Here is a 17589-nt window from a genome sequence, read left to right as displayed (position 1 = left end):
CAAGCGTTCTTGATGCAGGTCATCCGGCAGACGCGAGCGATCGAAACGTTCCCCGCCGTGGAGTGGGAAGCGTTCAAGGCGTTGGTGGCCTCGCTCCACCAGGCCGGCCGGCTGCGCCCCCGAGCGGTTCCGCCGCGTTGGACGCGAGCACTGCGAGCGCCGCGCGGCGGCCGAGTTCGAACAGCGCTGCAATCGATGTATCGGAAAAATCGAAGTCGCGCGCGAAAGTGTCCGTGGCTCCGGCGTGGCCATTCAGCGCGATCCTGAAGACCCGTACGGGCGCACGACTCCCCATGAGTCGGATGTATTCCGGGAGTTGTCGCATGCGGGCCGCCGTTTCGGGATCAAGCTGGCAGGTTATACGTTCGACGAGATCGCGAAAGTCGTTCTCGTTTTCCTCGAACCGCAGGTCGTTACGAACCCGATCGGCATAGACGATCTCGTCGCGCCGCAGCATGACCTCGATCAGGTTCGATGGCAACGGGCGCGACCCTGAAAACAAATCGACAACAAACACGCGCCCTGCTATCCGCCCGCACCGTTCGATCACGAGATCGAGCGGCGAGTTGCTGATGATGCCGCCGTCCCAGTAAGCGCGGCCGTCGATGCGCGTCCACGGCATCGCGGGCGGCAGGCTACCGCTGGCGAGCAGGTGCTCGGGCGTGATGCGATCGACATAGCTGTCGAAGATGCGCCGCTCCCCGCTTTCCACGTCCACGGCTCCAAGCAGCAGGCGCGTCGCGCTGCCCGCCAGGGCGTCGAAATCGACATGGCGGCGCAGTAGCGCGAGCATCGGCTGCGTGTCATAGCAGCTCGTCCACCACGTAGCAAAGCCGGACGGCGGAATCCCGTCAGGCCACCAGTGCGGCCGAAGGAAATTCGGAACGCCGAACAGCGCGATATGCCACGCGAGCAACGCATGTCCCGCATAGGCGGACGACGGCACGCCCACCGGACTCCTGATCGACAGCTCGCGCCAGAATGCGTCGAGTGCTTCGGCCGCATGCCCCGGATGGCTCGCTGCGATCGCGCCGTTGAACGCGCCGATCGACACGGCCGCGATCACGTCCGGACGGACGCCCCGCGACTCGAGCGCGGCGATCGCTCCGCTTTCGAATGCGCCGAGCGCACCGCCACCCTGCAGGATCAAGACCGTTTGCGCGGGGAGTTCGCACAGCCGCGATACGTCGTGCGTCACGGCCTCGACTTGCGCGCCGAGATTGACCCGATGGCGTATCGTCTCCTCGGCGGCGGTCATTTCATCCGCGCGGACACCGATCGAGAACATCGCACGCAGGACATGATGTCTCAGATAGAGCAACGAGTACGGAGCATGCGGGAATCGGCCCTGCTCGACGACTTCGGTCGCATCAGCAGCGTTGCCGAGGAAGTTGTACGGTACGTCGAATACACTTCCGTAGAAAATCGATACATCCCGATAGGGCAAGCGCGCACCGCGCATGTTCCTGGCGGCCAGGCGCCCCTGACGCACCGCGTTGTCCCAGTGCTCGATACGCCTCTGCACGCCGAATACCGGATCGCGAAACCGCGCGACGTCGCCGGCCGCATGGACGTCCGGATCCGACGATTGCAGGCATTCGTCGACAAGCACGCCATCCACTGTCGCGATGCCACTGCCCGCGAGAAACCCGCAGTTTGGCTCGACGCCCACGGCAATCACGACGAGGTCGCATTCGATGACGCTGCCGTCGGTGAGCACGGCCGCCTCGATCGAATGCTCTCCGATGAAGCGCTCCACCGTCGTTCCGGTTCGAACGTCGACGCCGCGCGTCGCACACAACCCGGCAAAGTGATCGGATAGCCGAACGGAATTCAGCTGCGGCAACAGCCGCTCGCAGCGCTCGACGAGCGTGACCTCCAGACCGCGCCCGCGCAGCGTGGCCGCCGCCTCGAAACCCGTGAAGCCTCCGCCCACGACGAGCAGGCGTCGTCGCCGGGCGGCGTTGTCGCGAAGCACGAGCGCGTCGTCGAGGTCGTGAAGGTGACCGATGCCCGCCAGCGTCGCCCCCGGCACCGCCAGACGGCGTGGCGACGCACCGGTCGCGATCAGCAGCTTGCCGTAGTGTATCGCGGTGCCATCCTCCAGCCTGACGACATGCGCGCCGCAGTCGACCGACGCGCCCCTCGCCCCTAGGAGCAGATCGATCCTGCGCATCTCGTAGAACCCCGCCGGGTGTATCGCGATTGCCGCCGGGGTGAGGTTTCCTGCGAGAAATTCCTTTGTCAGCGGCTGTCTCTGATACGGCAGCACGTGTTCGCCGCACAGGATCGCGATGCGCGCGGACGGATCTTCGCGCCGCAACGTATGCGCCGCGGACACGCTGGCAATGCCGCCGCCGACCAGCACATGATCGTAGTCGCGCCTGGCCCCGGACTGCGCCGTCACGTTGCCCGCTCCGCGCGCATGTGCCGTTCGCCGGAGGCAAGCCGGCGGGCGATCGAACGCGCGAAACGGGCGAGCTTCCGAGCGGCCAGGCCGCGACCGATATCGCGCCCCGAAATCGCGCACGTCGCGATCGGCCTTTGCCGCGCCAGCGCCTGCATCTGCCCGAATGCAGTGATGTCGCCGCGCAGGCCCATCGTGCAAAAGAATGCGGTCGCGCGCAGTTCGCTCCCGTGCCGCGCGAGCCAGGTCGAAATCGGCGTCGATGCACGGCCCGCCCAGACCGGCGTACCTAGCACGACCACATCGTATGCGGACGGCGAACAGGCTGTTGGCCGAAGGTCCGCGGCACGATCGCGGATCACGTCCGCGAGCGAACGCAGGAAGCCGACGGCCCCCGTCCGCCGCCGATCGTCGGCTTCCCGCAGCCGTTCGCAATCCGCGCCAAGCTCGGCGGCAAGCCGGTGCGCAACCGCCGCCGTCGTTTCACTGCGCGAGTAGAAGACGACGAGCATGCGTCGAGACGTGTCCATGGCCCACTCCGTGCATCCGTCCGGGATCCATGGACCAGCTTATGCACCGGCGATCGGGGCGACACTGATGCAGGTCAACCCGTCGCGGCACAATCCGGCGACAGTAGGCTTGTCCAACTTTCCCGCGATTTTCCGCCCATCCGCCATGTGGTATGACCTGATCGAACGGCAACGGCAATGGTTGCGAACGTGGGGCGCGGCGGCGCGGTTCACGTGCGGTCTTTGGCCCGATGCCGCGGCGGCGTGCTACGCCGACCTTTTCGAACCCCTGCTCGACCTGCATGCCGAGGCACCACGGTTCGCCATCGATTCGATCGACGTGGACGGCCGTCGCATCGACGTCGACGAAACGATCGTCTCGCACACGCCGTTTTGCACGCTGCGCCGCTTCTCGCACGCCGGTGCACAACGCGTGATCCTGCTCTGCGTGCCGCTGGCCGGCCATGCGGCCGTGATGATGCGCGAGACGGTCGAGACCCTGCTGGCCGACGGCGACGTCTGCATCACCAACTGGACCGATGCGCGCGACGTGCCGTGCGACGCGGGCCGATTCGGCCTCGACGAGTACGTGTCGATGCTCGACCGCTTCGTCGATACCCTGCTTGCGGACGCCCGGCCGGTGCACGTCGTCGCCGTCTGTCAGGCGACGTTTCCGTCGCTCGGTGCCATCGCGCTGCGCGCGCAACGCGACGCCGCGCTGCCGGCGAGCCTGACGTTGATCGGCGGCCCGCTCGATGCCCGCATCAATCCGAGTGCGCTCGGCACCGCGGCCCGGTCGCATTCTCTCGACTGGTGTCGCGCCACGCTGATCGATACGGTGCCGCACGGCTTCGCCGGATACGGGCGGCAGGTATTTCCGGCCTATCTGCAGCGCGCCGAGATCGCGGTCACCTACCCGCAACGCTACATGGCGCTGGTCGATCGCTATCGACGAGCGGTGTCGAGCGACGACGCCGACGCACTCGCAACCGCACGCCGCGCACTGCGCGAGTACCTGACGCTCCTCGACATGCCCGCCGAGTATTTCCTCGATACAGTCGACATCGTGTTCCAGCGGGCTTGCCTGGCAAACCGGATGTGGCACGTTCACGGCCAGCGGGTCGAGCCCGCCGCGCTGCGCTCGATCGTGTTGCTGACCGTCGAAGGCAAGTGCGATGCCGTCACCGGTGCCGGCCAGACCCATGCCGCGCTGGCCATGTGCAGCGGCCTCGCGGCGGATGCCCGGCAACGCGTCGACATCGACGATTGCGACCACTACGGGCTCTTTACCGGCGATCACTGGCACGCCGACGTGCATCCGGTACTGCAAGCGGCGTTCGTCCGGGCCGAACGCGGCTGGCCGCGCTCGTGCGCGGCGTGATGCGCCTTCAACCCGGTGCGGGACCGTCGTGTGCCCATCCGACCCCGTTCATTCCGGCGCCGCACGCTCGCCGGGCGCAGCGCGCTCCGCAGCGGCCACGCGACGCTTGACCGCGATGAAGCTGTCGGGGCTGACGGAAACCGAGTCGATGCCGCACGCCACGAGAAAATCGGCGAACGCCGGATGATCGCTCGGCGCCTGGCCGCACAGGCCGACCTTCGCTCCCGCGTTGCGGGCCGACTCGATCACGCGGGCGATCATCCACTTCACGGCGGCGTTCTGTTCGTCGAACAACCCGGCCAGTTCCGCCGAATCGCGGTCCACGCCAAGCGTCAGTTGGGTCAGATCGTTGCTTCCGATCGAAAAGCCGTCGAAGCGCTGCGCAAACTGGCTCGCGAGGATGACGTTCGACGGGATTTCGCACATCACATAGATCTGCAATCCGTCATCGCCACGCTTCAGGCCGTTGGCGGCCATCACCTCGAGCACGCGGTCCGCCTCGTCGAGCGTCCGGCAGAACGGGATCATCACGACCACGTTCCTGAATCCCATGTCGTTTCGCAGCCGCGCGATGGCCCGGCATTCGAGCGCGAATCCGGCACGATAGCGCGGCGAATAGTAGCGCGACGCACCGCGAAAGCCGAGCATCGGGTTTTCTTCCCGCGGTTCGAACTGCGCGCCGCCGACCAGATGAGCGTACTCATTCGTCTTGAAGTCGCTCATGCGGACGATCACCGGCGCGGGATGACAGACCGCCGCGATACGCGCAAGGCCATGCGCCAGCCGGTCGACGAAATAGTTCGACGGGTCGTCATAGCCCGCCGTCAGGGCAGCGATCGCGCGCTTCGCATGCGCGTCCGTGAGCGCATCGTAGTGGGCCAGCGCCATCGGGTGAACCTTGATATGGTTGCTGATCACGAACTCCATGCGCGCGAGCCCGACGCCGTCGGCAGGCAGTCGCCACCACCTGAACGCCGCGGCCGGATTCGCGAGGTTCAGCATGACCTGCGTACGGGTAGCCGGCAGGTCGGTCAGGTCGATCGCCTCCACGTCGTATTGCGCGATGCCTTCGTACACGAACCCGGCCTCGCCCTCCGCGCACGATACCGTCACTTCCTGCTGATCGTGCAGCATGCGGGTCGCATTGCCGGTGCCGACGATGGCCGGCAATCCCAGTTCGCGGCTCACGATCGCGGCATGCGACGTGCGGCCGCCATGATCGGTGACGATCGCCGCGGCGCGGCGCATCACCGGCACCCAGTCCGGATCCGTCGTGCGCGTCACCAGTACCGCGCCATCGACGAATCGCCCCATGTCGCGCGGACTGTCGATCACACATACGCTGCCGACCGCGATCGCCTCGCCGACACTGACGCCGGTGAGCAGCTTGCGGCCGGCCCGACCAAGTCGATAGGTCTTGATGGCGCTGGCCTCGCGCCGGGACTGCACCGTTTCGGGACGTGCCTGCACGACGAACAGTTCTCCGCTTACGCCGTCCTTTGCCCACTCGATGTCCATCGGCTGGCCATAGTGCGCCTCGATCGCGCAGGCCCAGTTCGCAAGCGCCAGGATGTCGCGGTCCGCCAGCACGAAGGTGGCACGCTCGGCTTTCGAGGTCGGCACGTTGCGGGTCGGTGCATGCTCGTCGCGCGCATAGATCAGCTTGCGTGCCTTGCCGCCGAGCGTCTTGCCGATGACGGGCGTGCACGCCGGATCGCCGAGCAACGGTTTGAACACCTCATATTCGTCGGGATCCACGGTGCCCTGCACGACATTCTCGCCAAGCCCCCACGCCGCGTTGATCAGCACCACCTTGTCGAATCCTGTTTCCGTGTCGAGCGAAAACATCACGCCGGCCGCGCCGAGGTCCGAACGCACCATCCGCTGCACGCCGATCGACAGCGCGACGCGCAAATGATCGAAACCCTTTTCTTCGCGGTAGGCGATCGCCCGGTCGGTAAACAGCGACGCATAGCACCGTCGGCAAGCCGCGAGCAACGCATGCTCGCCGCGCACGTTCAGGTAGGTTTCCTGCTGACCCGCGAAGCTCGCGTCGGGAAGATCCTCGGCGGTCGCGCTCGACCGGACGGCGACATCGACGTCGTCGCTGCCGGCCTCGCGGCACAGTTGCCGATACGCGTCCCGGATCGCGTCGGCGATGTCGTCGGGCCAGTCTCCGTGGAGGATCGCCTGCCGGATCGACGCACCGGCCTCGGCAAGCGACATCTTGCGTGCGCCGAACGCTTCGAGCGTGCTGCCGATGGCCTGCCTCAACCCGTTCGCATCGATGAAGCGCCAGTACGCATCCGCGGTCGAAGCGAACCCGGGTGGCACGCTCACGCCCCGTGCGGACAGGTTGGCGATCAGTTCGCCCAACGACGCATTCTTGCCGCCGACGCGCGCCACGTCGCCGCGTCGCAGATCGTCGAACCAGACGATGTGTGATTTTCCGTGATCCATGACGAGCCCTCCGATGGTCGCGGCCGAGCCGCGAGCGACAGGCGCGGGCCGGCAGTGGCCGGCGCGGTCGGCCGAACACGTTCATCGTGGCTCGGCGCGTCGGCGTCTCCCGTGACCTGCATCAAGAACGGCGCTGCATCGCCCCCAACTTCGCCCGGGGCGGCTTCCCCCCGCTGCGGTTCGTTCACTTGCTGCAAGAAATCGACCGGGTTTCCGTTCGATCGCCCGTCGCACTAATCTGCAACACACTTTCAACCAATCGAACAAGAATCGACGAAAAAATGGGCGAGCAAAATCTCCGGTTCGCCATTAAAATGCACCGCTTGGTTAATTTCTACAGCTAACCAGGCTGCACGATCAGGACCTGCGAAGCCCGCGCATGCATGCCGTGCGGCGCCTTCTCCACGTGTTCGAACGGGGCCACCCACGGCGCCCTCTTCCCGCCTTTCGATGCAGCCCGGCGCAAACGGATAAGAAGACACTCATGTCCAAGCAATCCCCTGCAGAGCCGATTCGTGCTTCCACCCGCATCGGCCTGACCGCCGCGGGCGCGGTCTCGCTGCTCCTCGGCCTTTATTTCGTCATCGGCGGCGGCATGCTCGTCGCCCGTGGCGGGAGCGCGTACTACCTGCTGGCCGGGCTCGCCCTGTGTGCGACCGGCGTCCAGCTCGCCCGGCGCCGCGCCAGTGCGGTCGCGATCTACCTCGTGATGCTGATCGCCACGGCGCTGTGGGCCGTGTGGGAAGTCGGCTTCGCGTTCTGGCCGCTCAACGCGCGGATCTTCATGTTCTCGATGATCGGCATGCTGCTCGCGCCGGCCTGGCCGCTGCTGCGCCGTGCCGAAGGCAAGGCACCCGCACGCGGCATGGCATGGGGCATCGCCGCACTCCTGCTCGCCTGCAACGGCGCATTCGTCTACGGCATGTTCGTGCCGCACGGCACGTTCGGCACCGAGACGCCCGTGCCGGCGGCCGGCAATGCAGGCACCGACGACTGGACGGCCTACGGTCACTCGGACGGCGGCGACCGCTTCACGCGCTACGCGCAGATCGATCGCGACACGGTGAAGCACCTGCAGGTCGCGTGGACGTTCCGCACCGGCGACACGCCGCTCAGCCCGGACGGCGGCGGCTCGGAGGATCAGCAAACCCCGCTGCAGGTCGGCAAGACGCTGTTCCTGTGCTCGCCGCACAACACCGTGATCGCCGTGGATGCGGCGACGGGCACGGAGAAGTGGCGCCATGCGTTCCCGACCAAGACGACGGTCTGGGTGCGCTGCCGCGGCCTCGCGTACTTCGATGCGGACAAGCCGCTCGTGCAGCCGACCGTCGCCGGATCGACGCCGGTCCTGCCGGTCGCCGCGTCCGGGGATCCGGCCGTGTGCCGCCGCCGCATTTTCATGAACACGATCGACGCGAAGCTCGTCGCGCTCGATGCGGACACCGGCAAGCCGTGCGACGGCTTCGGCGATCACGGCATCGTCGACCTGAAGGCCGGCCTCGGTAACGCGAAGAGCCCGTTGTACCAGCTCACGTCCCCGCCGACGGTCGCGGGCACGACGGTGGTCACGGGCGGCCGTGTCGCCGACAACGTGTCGCTCGACATGCCCGGCGGCGTGATCCGCGGCTTCGACGTGATGACCGGCAAGATGAAGTGGGCATTCGATCCGGGCAATCCGGACGATCACGCGCAGCCGGCGCAAGGCAAGACCTTCGTGCGCTCGACGCCGAACGTGTGGGCGCCGATGACCTACGATGCGACGTCGAACACGATCTACATGCCGGTGGGCAACGCGGCGATCGACCTGTGGGGCGTGAAGCGCACCGCGCTCGACGAGAAATACGGCGCGTCCCTCCTCGCGCTCGACGCCACGACGGGCGCGGAAAAGTGGCACTTCCAGACGGTCCACCACGACCTCTGGGACTACGACGTGCCGATGCAGCCGACGCTGATCGAGTTCCCCGCGGAAGGCGGCAAGCGCGTGCCGGCGCTGATCGTCGGCACCAAGATGGGCCAGCTGTTCGTGCTCGACCGCGTGACCGGCAAGCCGCTGACGCAGGTCGTCGAACATCCGGTCAAGACCGCGTCGATTCCGAACGAGCCGTATTCGAAGACCCAGCCGCTGTCCGTCGGCATGCCGCAGATCGGCGCCGACGTGCTCAAGGATTCGGACATGTGGGGCGTCACGCCGATCGACCAGCTGATGTGCCGCGTGATCTTCCGCGGCATGCGCTACGACGGCCTCTTCACCGCGCCGGACACCGATCGCTCGCTCAGCTTCCCGGGTTCGCTCGGCGGCATGAACTGGGGCGGCCTGTCGTACGATCCGAACGCGGACATGATCTACGTGAACGACATGCGCCTGGGCCTCTGGGTCCATCTGGAGCAGGAGAAGAACCGCGGCGGCGCCTCCGACGGCAACGAATCGGTGAACGCGGGCATGGGTGCCGTGCCGCTCGGCGGCACGCCGTACTCGGTGCTGAAGGACCGCTTCCTCTCGCCGATCGGCATCCCGTGCCAGAAGCCGCCGTTCGGCAGCCTCACCGCGGTCGACCTGAAAACCCGCCGCATCGCATGGCAAGTCCCGCTCGGTACCGTGAAGGACACGCGCCTTCACGGCGTGCAGATGAACATGCCGTCACCGATCGGCATGCCCACCATCGGCGGCTCGCTGACGACCGGCGGCGGTCTCGTGTTCTTCGCCGCAACGCAGGACTACTACCTGCGCGCGTTCGACAGCTCGACGGGCAAGGAACTGTGGAAGGCACGGTTGCCGGTGGGGAGCCAGGGCACGCCGATGAGCTATACAATCGGCGGCAAGCAGTACATCGTCATCTCGGCAGGCGGCGCGCGCCAGTCGCCCGATCGGGGCGACTACGTGGTGGCTTACGCCCTGCCCGACAGCAAGTAAGCGCCGGAATCGACCGGATCGCGTGCGGGACGGGGCGGCGAGGGTTGCCGCACCATCCCGCATTCAGCGCGTCACCTCACTGTCTTGACTGCATGCTACCGTTGTCCATGAATCGTTCCTTTCCCGCTTCCCGCATCCGAAATCACGACCTCACGCCGGGACGCCGCCGATCGCGCCGGCCGGCGGCCGTCACACGTTTCGCACTGCGCATCGGTGCGGCCGCAACGGCCATTGCCGCACACGCGTCGGCGGCCCACGCGCAAAGCAGCGTGACGCTGTACGGCACGATCGACACGAGCATCGAGATCACGAACCCCGGCGCGGGTTACGTCGCCCGGATGGATTCCGGCGCGTATCGCGGCTCGCGCATCGGCGTGCGCGGCGCGGAGGATATCGGCAACGGCGTGAAGATCCTGTTCGATCTCGAGAACGGCTTCGGCTCGGCGGACGGCACCCTGGCCGCCGCCAACACGTTGTTCAACCGCCAGGCCTGGATCGGCGTGAGCTCACGCTACGGCACGGTGCGGGTCGGCCGTCAGTATTCGCCGATCTACATCCCGTTCAAGGGGCAGCTCGATGCGTTCGGGGCCGGCACGATCGCGTCGGGGCTGAACAATCTGTCGAAAATCACGCCGTACGAAAGCAATGCGATCACGTATCTGTCCCCCGAGGTGCACGGCTTTTCGACCACGATCATGGCGTCGTTGCGCGACGCGAAGGACGGTGACGGCAACGGGCTGGCAGGCCACATCGAGACGTTCGCCTGGCATGACGGCCCGCTGCGCATTTCGTACGCACACCAGCAAACCCACGGCAGCGGCGCACTGCGCGCCAACCTCGGCGGCGTGTCCTATGCGTTCGGCCCGGTGACGGCCTTCCTGTCGTACTTCAATGGCGACGGCGGAACGCCGCGATATCACGGCGACGGCGTGTCGGCTTCCGCACGCTACGCGGTGAACGCGCGTTTTCGCGCGTCGCTGGGTTATACGTGGCTGCGCGACCGGTCGGGCCGCGACAACGATGCCGACCAGTTCAGCGCGGCGTGTGAATACGATGTGTCGAAGCGGGTGCTGGTCTATGCGAGTGCCGCGTGGCTTCACAACCGCGGCCAGGCCACCTACACGCTGAGAGGCGTGAACGTGACCGGCCTCACGCCTTCGTGGCCGGGTGCGTCGGTGCGCGGTATCCAGTTCGGCGTGATCGATCGCTTCTAGAAGAAGCGCACGTCCGCGGCCGATGTCGCGATCGACGCGACGCGCCCCTTTCACTAAAAGAATTTCGCAAGCCACCCCGGCGCCGCCGCGCGATCGAACACCACGTGCAGCTCCGGGCTGAACGAGCCGAATTCAAGCCCATGCCGCGTCGCCAGCAGCGTCAGCGCCTGGCTCGTATAGAACGAAATATGCCCGTTGCGAGGCACGCAGTACCACCATTGCTCGATCCCGCGCGCCAGGATCTCCGGCGTGATCAGGGACGTCTGGAACAGCAGTGCGCCGGCAGGCGCCCGGTAGCGGATGATGTCGGCGAACAGGCTTCGAGGATCCGGATGATGCTCGAAGACCTCGAACGACAGGATCGAATCGAACTGCCCCTGCGGCGCGTCGGGATGGCTGAATGGATCATACGAAGTCACATCCGCGAAGCCGCGCGCGGACAACTTCTTTTCCAGCAGCCCGAGCCCCGAGCCGAAATCGAGAATGCGGGTCTCGCGCATCGACGGAAAGCTCGTGCAGATCAGGTCGGCGTGCTGCTGCGGACGATGCTCGAGATACTCCGGATCGTGGCGCGCGTAGTCGTCGTTGTACACGTGACGCGCAAAATCGTCGTGCGTCCAGCGGTCGAAGGCCGGCGTACACGTGAATCCGCATTGCCGGCACGCGTAGTAGTAGATCGGCACGCCCACGAACGGATCGACCTTTTTCCCGGCGATCATGTCGGCGCCGCAGCGCGAAAAATCGACCACGCCGCAGATGTCCGCGTCGGCGCCGCACACCTTGCAGGCGATCGTCGCCGGATGGTTGGCCGGAATGTCAATCATGTTGCAGTCCCCTGGTTGGCTTCAGGCGTACGCGCCACCCGCTCGGTCACGTCGCCCCGGCGCCCCGGCGCCGTCTGCCGGAACGGCGTGGCCGACGGCTACCGCGGCGAATCGTCCCGATCCGCGCACGATACCCGGTTTCCGGCGAACATTTGTTAAATAGCTTGAATAGCCGACATCCGGTCGACAATTTGCCTTAACATCCGGCCACACGATCGACCACGGGCTTCAGCAAGGACCGCGGTCACCATTTTCAGCGGCGCGAAAACGGGCGCGGCTTTCATTCGAACGGACGGACCGACCATGTTCCAATCACCAGGAGACTCCTTCGTCGGCGGCTCGCTGCTCGGCCTGTGCGTCGAGGTGCCGCTCGCCGTGCTCGTTTCGCTGATGATGCATGGCGTCGACTGGACCGGGCCGCGCATCGCGATGCTCGTCGCGACGCCGGTGCTGATCGCGTGCACCGTGCTGCTGACCCGCCCGGTGGCATTCAGCACCGTATGGAAGCACAAGCGCTCGCCGTTCGAGCTGGACGACAATGTGCGCGCGTCGATCTACGGCCGGCTGACCGGCATCGCGCTCGGCCTGGTGTTCGGCATCATGGTCGCGACGACGTTCGCCTGAGCGACGTGTCCTGATTCGGTCCGCGCGGGCCGGATTCGCGCCGGGCGCGCCCGCTTCGGCGCCTGCCCGGCCCTGTCGCGGCACGAGCGTCGGGATCCGCCAGCCGCGCAACTGCACGCACGACGACTGGCCGTTCGCCGCGCAGGCGGCCGACCATGCGATCTCACGCCACGGCGGATTCGCCCTTGCCGCGCCCGCGCATCACCTACCGGCGTTTGAAGCGCCGGTCGCGCATCACGCCGACGCCACCAGCGCGTTGAACGACGTATCCCAGAACGGCGCGACGTTCGCCGGCCCATCCAGCACGCCGATTCGCGCGAATACGTCCGCGACTCGTTGATGCTGCGCGATCACGTCAGGCGTGACGGGCAGCAGTGCGTAGTCGTCGCTGCGCTGCGCGAACATCGCCTCGAGATCGGCAACCGGCACGCGCGTTTCGCCGTTCTGCGCGCGCGCATACGCGCCGAAATGCCCGTTCGCCCACGCATACGCGCGCTGGAACCGCAGCAGCAGATCGCCGGTGGCCGCGCGCCGGCGCGGGTCGTCCAGCGTGCGCGGGTTCGCATAGATCGGGAAATTGCCGGACAGATAGCCCTTGCCCGTCTTCAGCACGCGCGCCCCGTAACGGTTGCGCGCGAGCTGGCCGTTGTAGCCGTAGATCGCCCACGCGTCGAGGTCGCCGCGGTCGTACGCGGACAACCCGTCGGCCGGCGACAGGTTGATCGGATGGATGTCGTCGAAACCGAGGCCGGCCTCCGCGAGCTGCCGGTACAGGAAATAGTGCGACGTCGTCGCGCGCACATAGCCGACGCGCTTGCCCTTCAGGTCCGCGATGCCGAGGATCGGCGTGTCCTTGCGCGCGAGCGTGACCTGGTTGTTCAGATCCTCCTGCGTACGCGAGATGAACCGGACGCTGGCCTTCTGGCGTGCGGCGAACACCGCGGGAATCTCGCTGCCCGAGCCGATGTCGAGCGCATCCGCGTTCAGCGCCTCGATGTGCAGCACGCCGTTGTTGAGCTCGCGCCACTCGATCCGGTACGGCGTGTCGCTCAGGCCGGCCGCCTGCAGCAGCGCGCGCCAGCCGCCCTTGTAGGTCGCGACGCGCAGCGTGGTGCCGGCAAGATCGGCGTTGACGCTCGGCGCGGCGAACGCGACCCGCGCGACCACGGGGCCCGCCGCGATCGCGGCGCCGGCGAGCAGCAGGCGGCGGCGTGCCGCCGAAGTTGACGCCATCGGATACTCCTGTCGATTGAACGGTAAAGGGAAAAAGGAAGCCGTCGTGCGCGACGGCCGACGTGCGTCAATGCAGCGAAGGAAAACCGTGGCGCTCGGCCAGCAGATCGAGGATGCGGCGCGGGTCGGTGACGAAGCGCGTCGTGCCGAGCGCTTGAGCGTCGTCCGGCGCCGGTTGCGCGCTACCGAGCACGAGCACCGGCAGGCCTTGATGCGCGTCGTCGAGCACGTCGATCACCGCGTGCCGCGGCCGTTCGAAACCGACCCGGCGCACGTCGAGGCGGCCGGCCCGCTCGGGCGCGCTCGCAAGCAGGCCTTCGATCGCCAGTCCGTGAGGACAGACGAAGTGTCGGCCCGGATACTTCGGATCGGCAAAGCCCGGTTCCAGCAGAAACAACACATCCCGACTCATTTCACACGGCTCCCATATTCGTGGTTCAACCGGGCTGCACGCTGCGTGCGCTGCGCCCGGCGCTGGCCGGCTCGCGGCCGGATGCCCGACTCTACTGCCTTGCATCGCGCGGCCCTACCAACGTTTTGCGGAATCGATATGCAGGTGTGCCTACCGCATCGGCCGCGCGTCTCACAGAGCCGCGTTGCATAAAAACATCGTCGTCCGAACGGATCTCGTCGCGATATCCAACGATTTCATCGATCGATATGCGCACGACCGCGCATGGCCGTCGCGCGATGTTCGCCATCCATGCCGATACGTCCGCTGCAGCACGCGCGCCGGACGCGATCGCGGCGCACGCGTCGAGCGTGCAGCGGCACGCATTGCAATTCGCTCGCGCAGCGAATTGCAAACCACGGATCGAACGTTCGTCGACCGGACCGACGTCAATAGCATCGTGATCCTCGCAGATTCACCCATAAAAAAGAGGTTATTCATGATCAAGAAGTCGGTAGTCCTGGGTTTGGTTTCGATCGGTTCCATCGGCGCGCATGCGCAGAGTTCCGTCACGCTGTACGGCGTCGTCGACGCCGGCTTTGCCTATACGAACAGCCAGGGCGGCGCGAGCAACATCCAGCAGACGAGCGGCAAGCTGAGCGGCAGCCGCTGGGGCCTGAAAGGCAACGAGGATCTCGGCGGCGGCCTGGCGGCCGTGTTCACGCTCGAAAGCGGCTTCCGGCCGAGCGACGGCGGGCTCGGCCAGGGCGGCCGCCTGTTCGGCCGCTCCGCGTACGTGGGCCTGAGCAAGGCCGACCTCGGCACGCTGACGTTCGGCCGCCAGTACGAGCCGATCACCGATCTCGTCGCGCAGTACGCGGGGTCCGGTTTCTGGTCGCCGGCCACCCATGTCGGCGACAACGACAACCTGAACCAGAGCTTCCGGATCAACAACGCGGTGAAGTTCCGCAGCGCGACGATCGCCGGTTTCACCGCCGACGTGCTGTACGCGTTCAGCAACCAGGCCAACGGCGGCGCGGGCACCGGCTTCTCGAACAACAGCGCATGGGGCGTGTCGGCGAACTACGTGAACGGCCCGCTGTCGGCGGGCGCCGGCTACGTGCGGCTCAACCACCCGAACGCGACGTCGAACACGAGCGGCGCGGTGGGCGGCGCGACCACGACGACCGGCAACGACTACAGCGGCGCGTTCTTCTACGGGCTGAACGGCGGCGTGCGCAAGCAGCAGATCGGCGTCGCGGGCGCGAACTACGCGCTCGGCCGCGCGACCCTCGGCTTCGCGTGGAGCCACACGCAGCTCGACTATGTCGACGGCTCGTCGCGCAAGTTCAACAACTACGACGTGAACGGGCGCTACCAGATCACGCCGGCGGCGACGCTGATCGGCGTCTACACGTTCACCGACGGACGCGCGAGCGGCTTGCCGGGCACCGGCGGCCAGACGCTGAAGCCGCGCTGGCACCAGTTCACGCTCGGGTTCGACTATGCGTTGTCGAAGCGCACCGACATTTACCTGTCCGGCATCTACCAGCTGGCCGCGGGCGATGCGAGCACCGCGACGTCCGGTGGCTATCGCCGGATCGCGGCGATCTCGAACATCGGCAGCGCATCGTCGACGAATCGGCAGCTCGCGTTCGTCAGCGGGCTGCGCGTGAAGTTCTGAGCGTTCGCGCAGCCGGCGCGGCGCGATAAGCAAAGCGGGAATCGTTGTTTGCCGCGTCGCGCCCGGTTGCCGAGAATGTCCGTTTTTCCGGATGCTGCCGCGCCCGCGCGCGGCACGGCTTCTCTCATGACCGACTCTCCTTCCCGCCCACGCCGCGCCGGCCGACGCGCGGCGCTGCGCCAGCTCGCCGGCGGCTGGGCCGCCGCGATGCTGCCGGCCGGCGGCGCGCTCGCGGGCCAGCCGCTCGCCCCGCTCGCACCGCTGGACGTGCCGCCGTGGACGCGCACGCCCGGCGCACCGCTGCTGTCGCCACCGTATGGCCTGCCGGGCGCGCACGAACGCGACGTCATCCGTCGCAGCGCGCGCACGCCGGCGCTGCCCGGCTCCGGCTCGTCGATGACGCCGCTCGCCGACCTGTTCGGCGACATCACGCCGAACGGCCTCGTCTACGAGCGCCATCACGCGGGCGTGCCCGAGATCGATGCACAACGCCACCGCGTCGTCGTGCACGGCCTCGTGCGCGAGCCGCGCAGCTTCACGCTCGACGACCTGCTGCGCTTTCCGTCCGAATCGCGGATCCACTTCCTCGAATGCTCGGGCAATACCGGCAGCGAATGGAACGGCCCGAGCGGCCTGCCCGTCCAGTTCACGCACGGGCTGCTGTCGTGCTGCGAATGGACGGGCGTGCGGCTGTCGACGCTGCTCGACGAAACGGGTGTCGATCCGGCCGCGCAGTGGCTGCTCGCCGAAGGCGCGGACGGCGCGGCGATGACGCGCAGCCTGCCGCTCGACCGGATTCTCGAGCGCGCGCTCGTCGTCTATGCGCAGAACGGCGAGCGGCTGCGCCCCGAGAACGGCTACCCGGTGCGGCTGATCGTGCCGGGCTTCGAAGGCAACACGAACATCAAGTGGCTGCGGCGGCTGAAGCTCGTGCGCGCGCCGGAGATGACGCGCGAGGAAACGTCGAAATACACGAGCCTGCTGCCGAACGGCTGCGCCCGCCAGTTCGTGTTCGAGATGGACGCGAAATCGGTGATCACGCGCCCGTCGGCCGGCCACCGGCTCGCATCGCACGGCTACTATCCGATCAGCGGCTATGCGTGGTCGGGGCGCGGCCGGGTGCGCGCGGTCGACGTCTCGACCGACGGCGGCCGCAGCTGGCGCGCCGCGCGGCTCGCGGGCGACGTGCGCGATCGCGCGCTGACGCGCTTCGAAGCCGACTGGGTCTGGAACGGCGAGCCCGCCGACCTGCAAAGCCGCGCGACCGACGAAACGGGCTACGTGCAGCCGACCCGCGACGCGCTCGTCGCCGCACGCGGCGTCAATTCCCAATACCACTACAACGGCATCCAGAACTGGCGCGTCGGCGCGGACGGGGAGGTGCGCAATGCGTAACACGATCGTGCGTCGGCTCGCGTCGTGCGCGGCCGTGTCGGGCGCGCTCGGCGCGCTCGCGTTGTCTGCGCTACCCGCGTTCGGTGCCGGCTTCGGCCTCGGTCAGCCGGTCGACCGCGCGGCGCTCGCCGCATGGGACATCGACGTCGCGCCCGACGGCGGCGGCCTGCCGCCCGGCGCGGGCACGGTCGCGCGCGGCGCGCACGTGTTCGCCGACAAGTGCGCAATGTGCCACGGCGCCGGCGGCCAGGGCGGCGTCGGCGATCCACTCGTCGGCGGCCTCGGCTCGCTGGCCGGCGCGAAGCCGAAAAAAACGGTCGGCAGCTACTGGCCGTATGCGACGACGCTGTTCGACTACATCCGCCGCGCGATGCCGTACAACGCGCCGCAGTCGCTGAGCGCGGACGAAGTCTATGCGGTCACGGCCTACGTGCTGCACCTGAACGGCATCGTGCCGGACGACACGACACTCGACGCGCGCACGCTGCCGCGAGTCAGGATGCCGAACCGCGACGGCTTCGTGCCCGACCCGCGGCCGGGACGACTGTGACGCGAC

Annotated in this window: 13 protein-coding genes; 7 read left to right on the top strand and 6 right to left on the bottom strand. The window is 67.4% G+C overall.

The window, feature by feature from the left end; genetic code table 11:
• Positions 1 to 73: 73 nt before the first annotated feature.
• Both DID98_RS05090 and DID98_RS05085 read right to left on the bottom strand, forming a co-directional pair.
• Positions 74 to 2407 carry an FAD-dependent oxidoreductase gene (locus tag DID98_RS05090; RefSeq protein ID WP_124570367.1) on the bottom strand — a complete coding sequence of 778 codons (2334 nt, stop codon included), beginning with the start codon at positions 2405 to 2407 and terminating at the stop codon, positions 74 to 76.
• The gene (locus DID98_RS05085; protein WP_124519750.1) at positions 2404 to 2937 is read right to left on the bottom strand and encodes a flavodoxin; all 534 of its coding nucleotides are present in this window, start codon (positions 2935 to 2937) and stop codon (positions 2404 to 2406) included. Before DID98_RS05085 ends, DID98_RS05090 begins: the two co-directional genes overlap by 4 nt.
• 145 nt (positions 2938 to 3082) lie before the next feature.
• Here DID98_RS05085 and phaZ point away from each other — a divergent pair, with 145 nt between their 5' ends.
• On the top strand, positions 3083 to 4297 hold the full coding sequence (gene phaZ, locus DID98_RS05080) for a polyhydroxyalkanoate depolymerase (RefSeq protein WP_124570429.1): 1215 nt from the start codon (positions 3083 to 3085) through the stop codon (positions 4295 to 4297).
• A gap of 48 nt (positions 4298 to 4345) precedes the next feature.
• Here the strand turns inward: phaZ and ppsA are convergent, their stop codons facing one another.
• Complete coding sequence (ppsA, locus tag DID98_RS05075) at positions 4346 to 6757, bottom strand: phosphoenolpyruvate synthase (protein ID WP_124570366.1); 2412 nt, start codon at positions 6755 to 6757, stop codon at positions 4346 to 4348.
• A 484-nt stretch (positions 6758 to 7241) separates the two neighbouring features.
• Between ppsA and DID98_RS05070 the strand changes: the two genes are divergently transcribed.
• Positions 7242 to 9668 (top strand): membrane-bound PQQ-dependent dehydrogenase, glucose/quinate/shikimate family, encoded by a 2427-nt coding sequence (locus DID98_RS05070; RefSeq protein ID WP_124570365.1) that lies wholly within the window; start codon positions 7242 to 7244, stop codon positions 9666 to 9668.
• 92 nt (positions 9669 to 9760) lie between these two features.
• Complete coding sequence (locus tag DID98_RS05065; protein WP_124570364.1) at positions 9761 to 10882, top strand: porin; 1122 nt, start codon at positions 9761 to 9763, stop codon at positions 10880 to 10882.
• 53 nt (positions 10883 to 10935) lie between these two features.
• Here DID98_RS05065 and DID98_RS05060 read toward each other — a convergent pair whose 3' ends face one another.
• A complete protein-coding gene (locus DID98_RS05060; protein WP_124570363.1) occupies positions 10936 to 11706 on the bottom strand; it encodes a class I SAM-dependent methyltransferase in 771 nt (256 codons plus the stop codon).
• A gap of 303 nt (positions 11707 to 12009) precedes the next feature.
• Between DID98_RS05060 and DID98_RS05055 the strand changes: the two genes are divergently transcribed.
• The gene (locus DID98_RS05055) at positions 12010 to 12330 is read left to right on the top strand and encodes a hypothetical protein (RefSeq protein ID WP_044846518.1); all 321 of its coding nucleotides are present in this window, start codon (positions 12010 to 12012) and stop codon (positions 12328 to 12330) included.
• Positions 12331 to 12564: 234 nt separating this feature from the next.
• Here DID98_RS05055 and DID98_RS05050 read toward each other — a convergent pair whose 3' ends face one another.
• Positions 12565 to 13563 (bottom strand): ABC transporter substrate-binding protein, encoded by a 999-nt coding sequence (locus DID98_RS05050; RefSeq protein WP_124570362.1) that lies wholly within the window; start codon positions 13561 to 13563, stop codon positions 12565 to 12567.
• 67 nt (positions 13564 to 13630) lie between these two features.
• On the bottom strand, positions 13631 to 13975 hold the full coding sequence (locus DID98_RS05045; RefSeq protein WP_044846516.1) for a DUF3088 domain-containing protein: 345 nt from the start codon (positions 13973 to 13975) through the stop codon (positions 13631 to 13633).
• A gap of 478 nt (positions 13976 to 14453) precedes the next feature.
• Between DID98_RS05045 and DID98_RS05040 the strand changes: the two genes are divergently transcribed.
• From DID98_RS05040 to DID98_RS05030, 3 genes are all read left to right on the top strand, one after another.
• Positions 14454 to 15638 (top strand): porin, encoded by a 1185-nt coding sequence (locus DID98_RS05040; protein ID WP_124570361.1) that lies wholly within the window; start codon positions 14454 to 14456, stop codon positions 15636 to 15638.
• 126 nt (positions 15639 to 15764) lie between these two features.
• Entirely contained in the window at positions 15765 to 17033 is a 1269-nt protein-coding gene (gene soxC / locus DID98_RS05035) for a sulfite dehydrogenase (protein WP_124570360.1), read from the top strand.
• The gene (locus DID98_RS05030; RefSeq protein ID WP_124570359.1) at positions 17026 to 17583 is read left to right on the top strand and encodes a c-type cytochrome; all 558 of its coding nucleotides are present in this window, start codon (positions 17026 to 17028) and stop codon (positions 17581 to 17583) included. The genes soxC and DID98_RS05030 overlap by 8 nt, the downstream gene beginning before the upstream one ends.
• Positions 17584 to 17589: the final 6 nt, after the last annotated feature.

Source organism: Burkholderia sp. Bp8984 (genome assembly GCF_003853755.1).
Lineage (GTDB): Bacteria > Pseudomonadota > Gammaproteobacteria > Burkholderiales > Burkholderiaceae > Burkholderia.
Note: the sequence above shows the minus strand (reverse complement) of the source record. Positions and strands in the feature narration are given on the sequence as shown.

Excerpts from the sequence above, each read along its gene's own strand:
- DID98_RS05085 (WP_124519750.1), bottom strand. The coding sequence starts at position 2,937 with ATGGACACGTCTCGACGCATGCTCGTCGTCTTCTACTCGCGCAGTGAA.
- phaZ (WP_124570429.1), top strand. The coding sequence starts at position 3,083 with ATGTGGTATGACCTGATCGAACGGCAACGGCAATGGTTGCGAACGTGG.
- ppsA (WP_124570366.1), bottom strand. The coding sequence starts at position 6,757 with ATGGATCACGGAAAATCACACATCGTCTGGTTCGACGATCTGCGACGC.
- DID98_RS05070 (WP_124570365.1), top strand. The coding sequence starts at position 7,242 with ATGTCCAAGCAATCCCCTGCAGAGCCGATTCGTGCTTCCACCCGCATC.
- DID98_RS05065 (WP_124570364.1), top strand. The coding sequence starts at position 9,761 with ATGCTACCGTTGTCCATGAATCGTTCCTTTCCCGCTTCCCGCATCCGA.
- DID98_RS05060 (WP_124570363.1), bottom strand. The coding sequence starts at position 11,706 with ATGATTGACATTCCGGCCAACCATCCGGCGACGATCGCCTGCAAGGTG.
- DID98_RS05055 (WP_044846518.1), top strand. The coding sequence starts at position 12,010 with ATGTTCCAATCACCAGGAGACTCCTTCGTCGGCGGCTCGCTGCTCGGC.
- DID98_RS05050 (WP_124570362.1), bottom strand. The coding sequence starts at position 13,563 with ATGGCGTCAACTTCGGCGGCACGCCGCCGCCTGCTGCTCGCCGGCGCC.
- DID98_RS05045 (WP_044846516.1), bottom strand. The coding sequence starts at position 13,975 with ATGAGTCGGGATGTGTTGTTTCTGCTGGAACCGGGCTTTGCCGATCCG.
- DID98_RS05040 (WP_124570361.1), top strand. The coding sequence starts at position 14,454 with ATGATCAAGAAGTCGGTAGTCCTGGGTTTGGTTTCGATCGGTTCCATC.
- soxC (WP_124570360.1), top strand. The coding sequence starts at position 15,765 with ATGACCGACTCTCCTTCCCGCCCACGCCGCGCCGGCCGACGCGCGGCG.
- DID98_RS05030 (WP_124570359.1), top strand. The coding sequence starts at position 17,026 with ATGCGTAACACGATCGTGCGTCGGCTCGCGTCGTGCGCGGCCGTGTCG.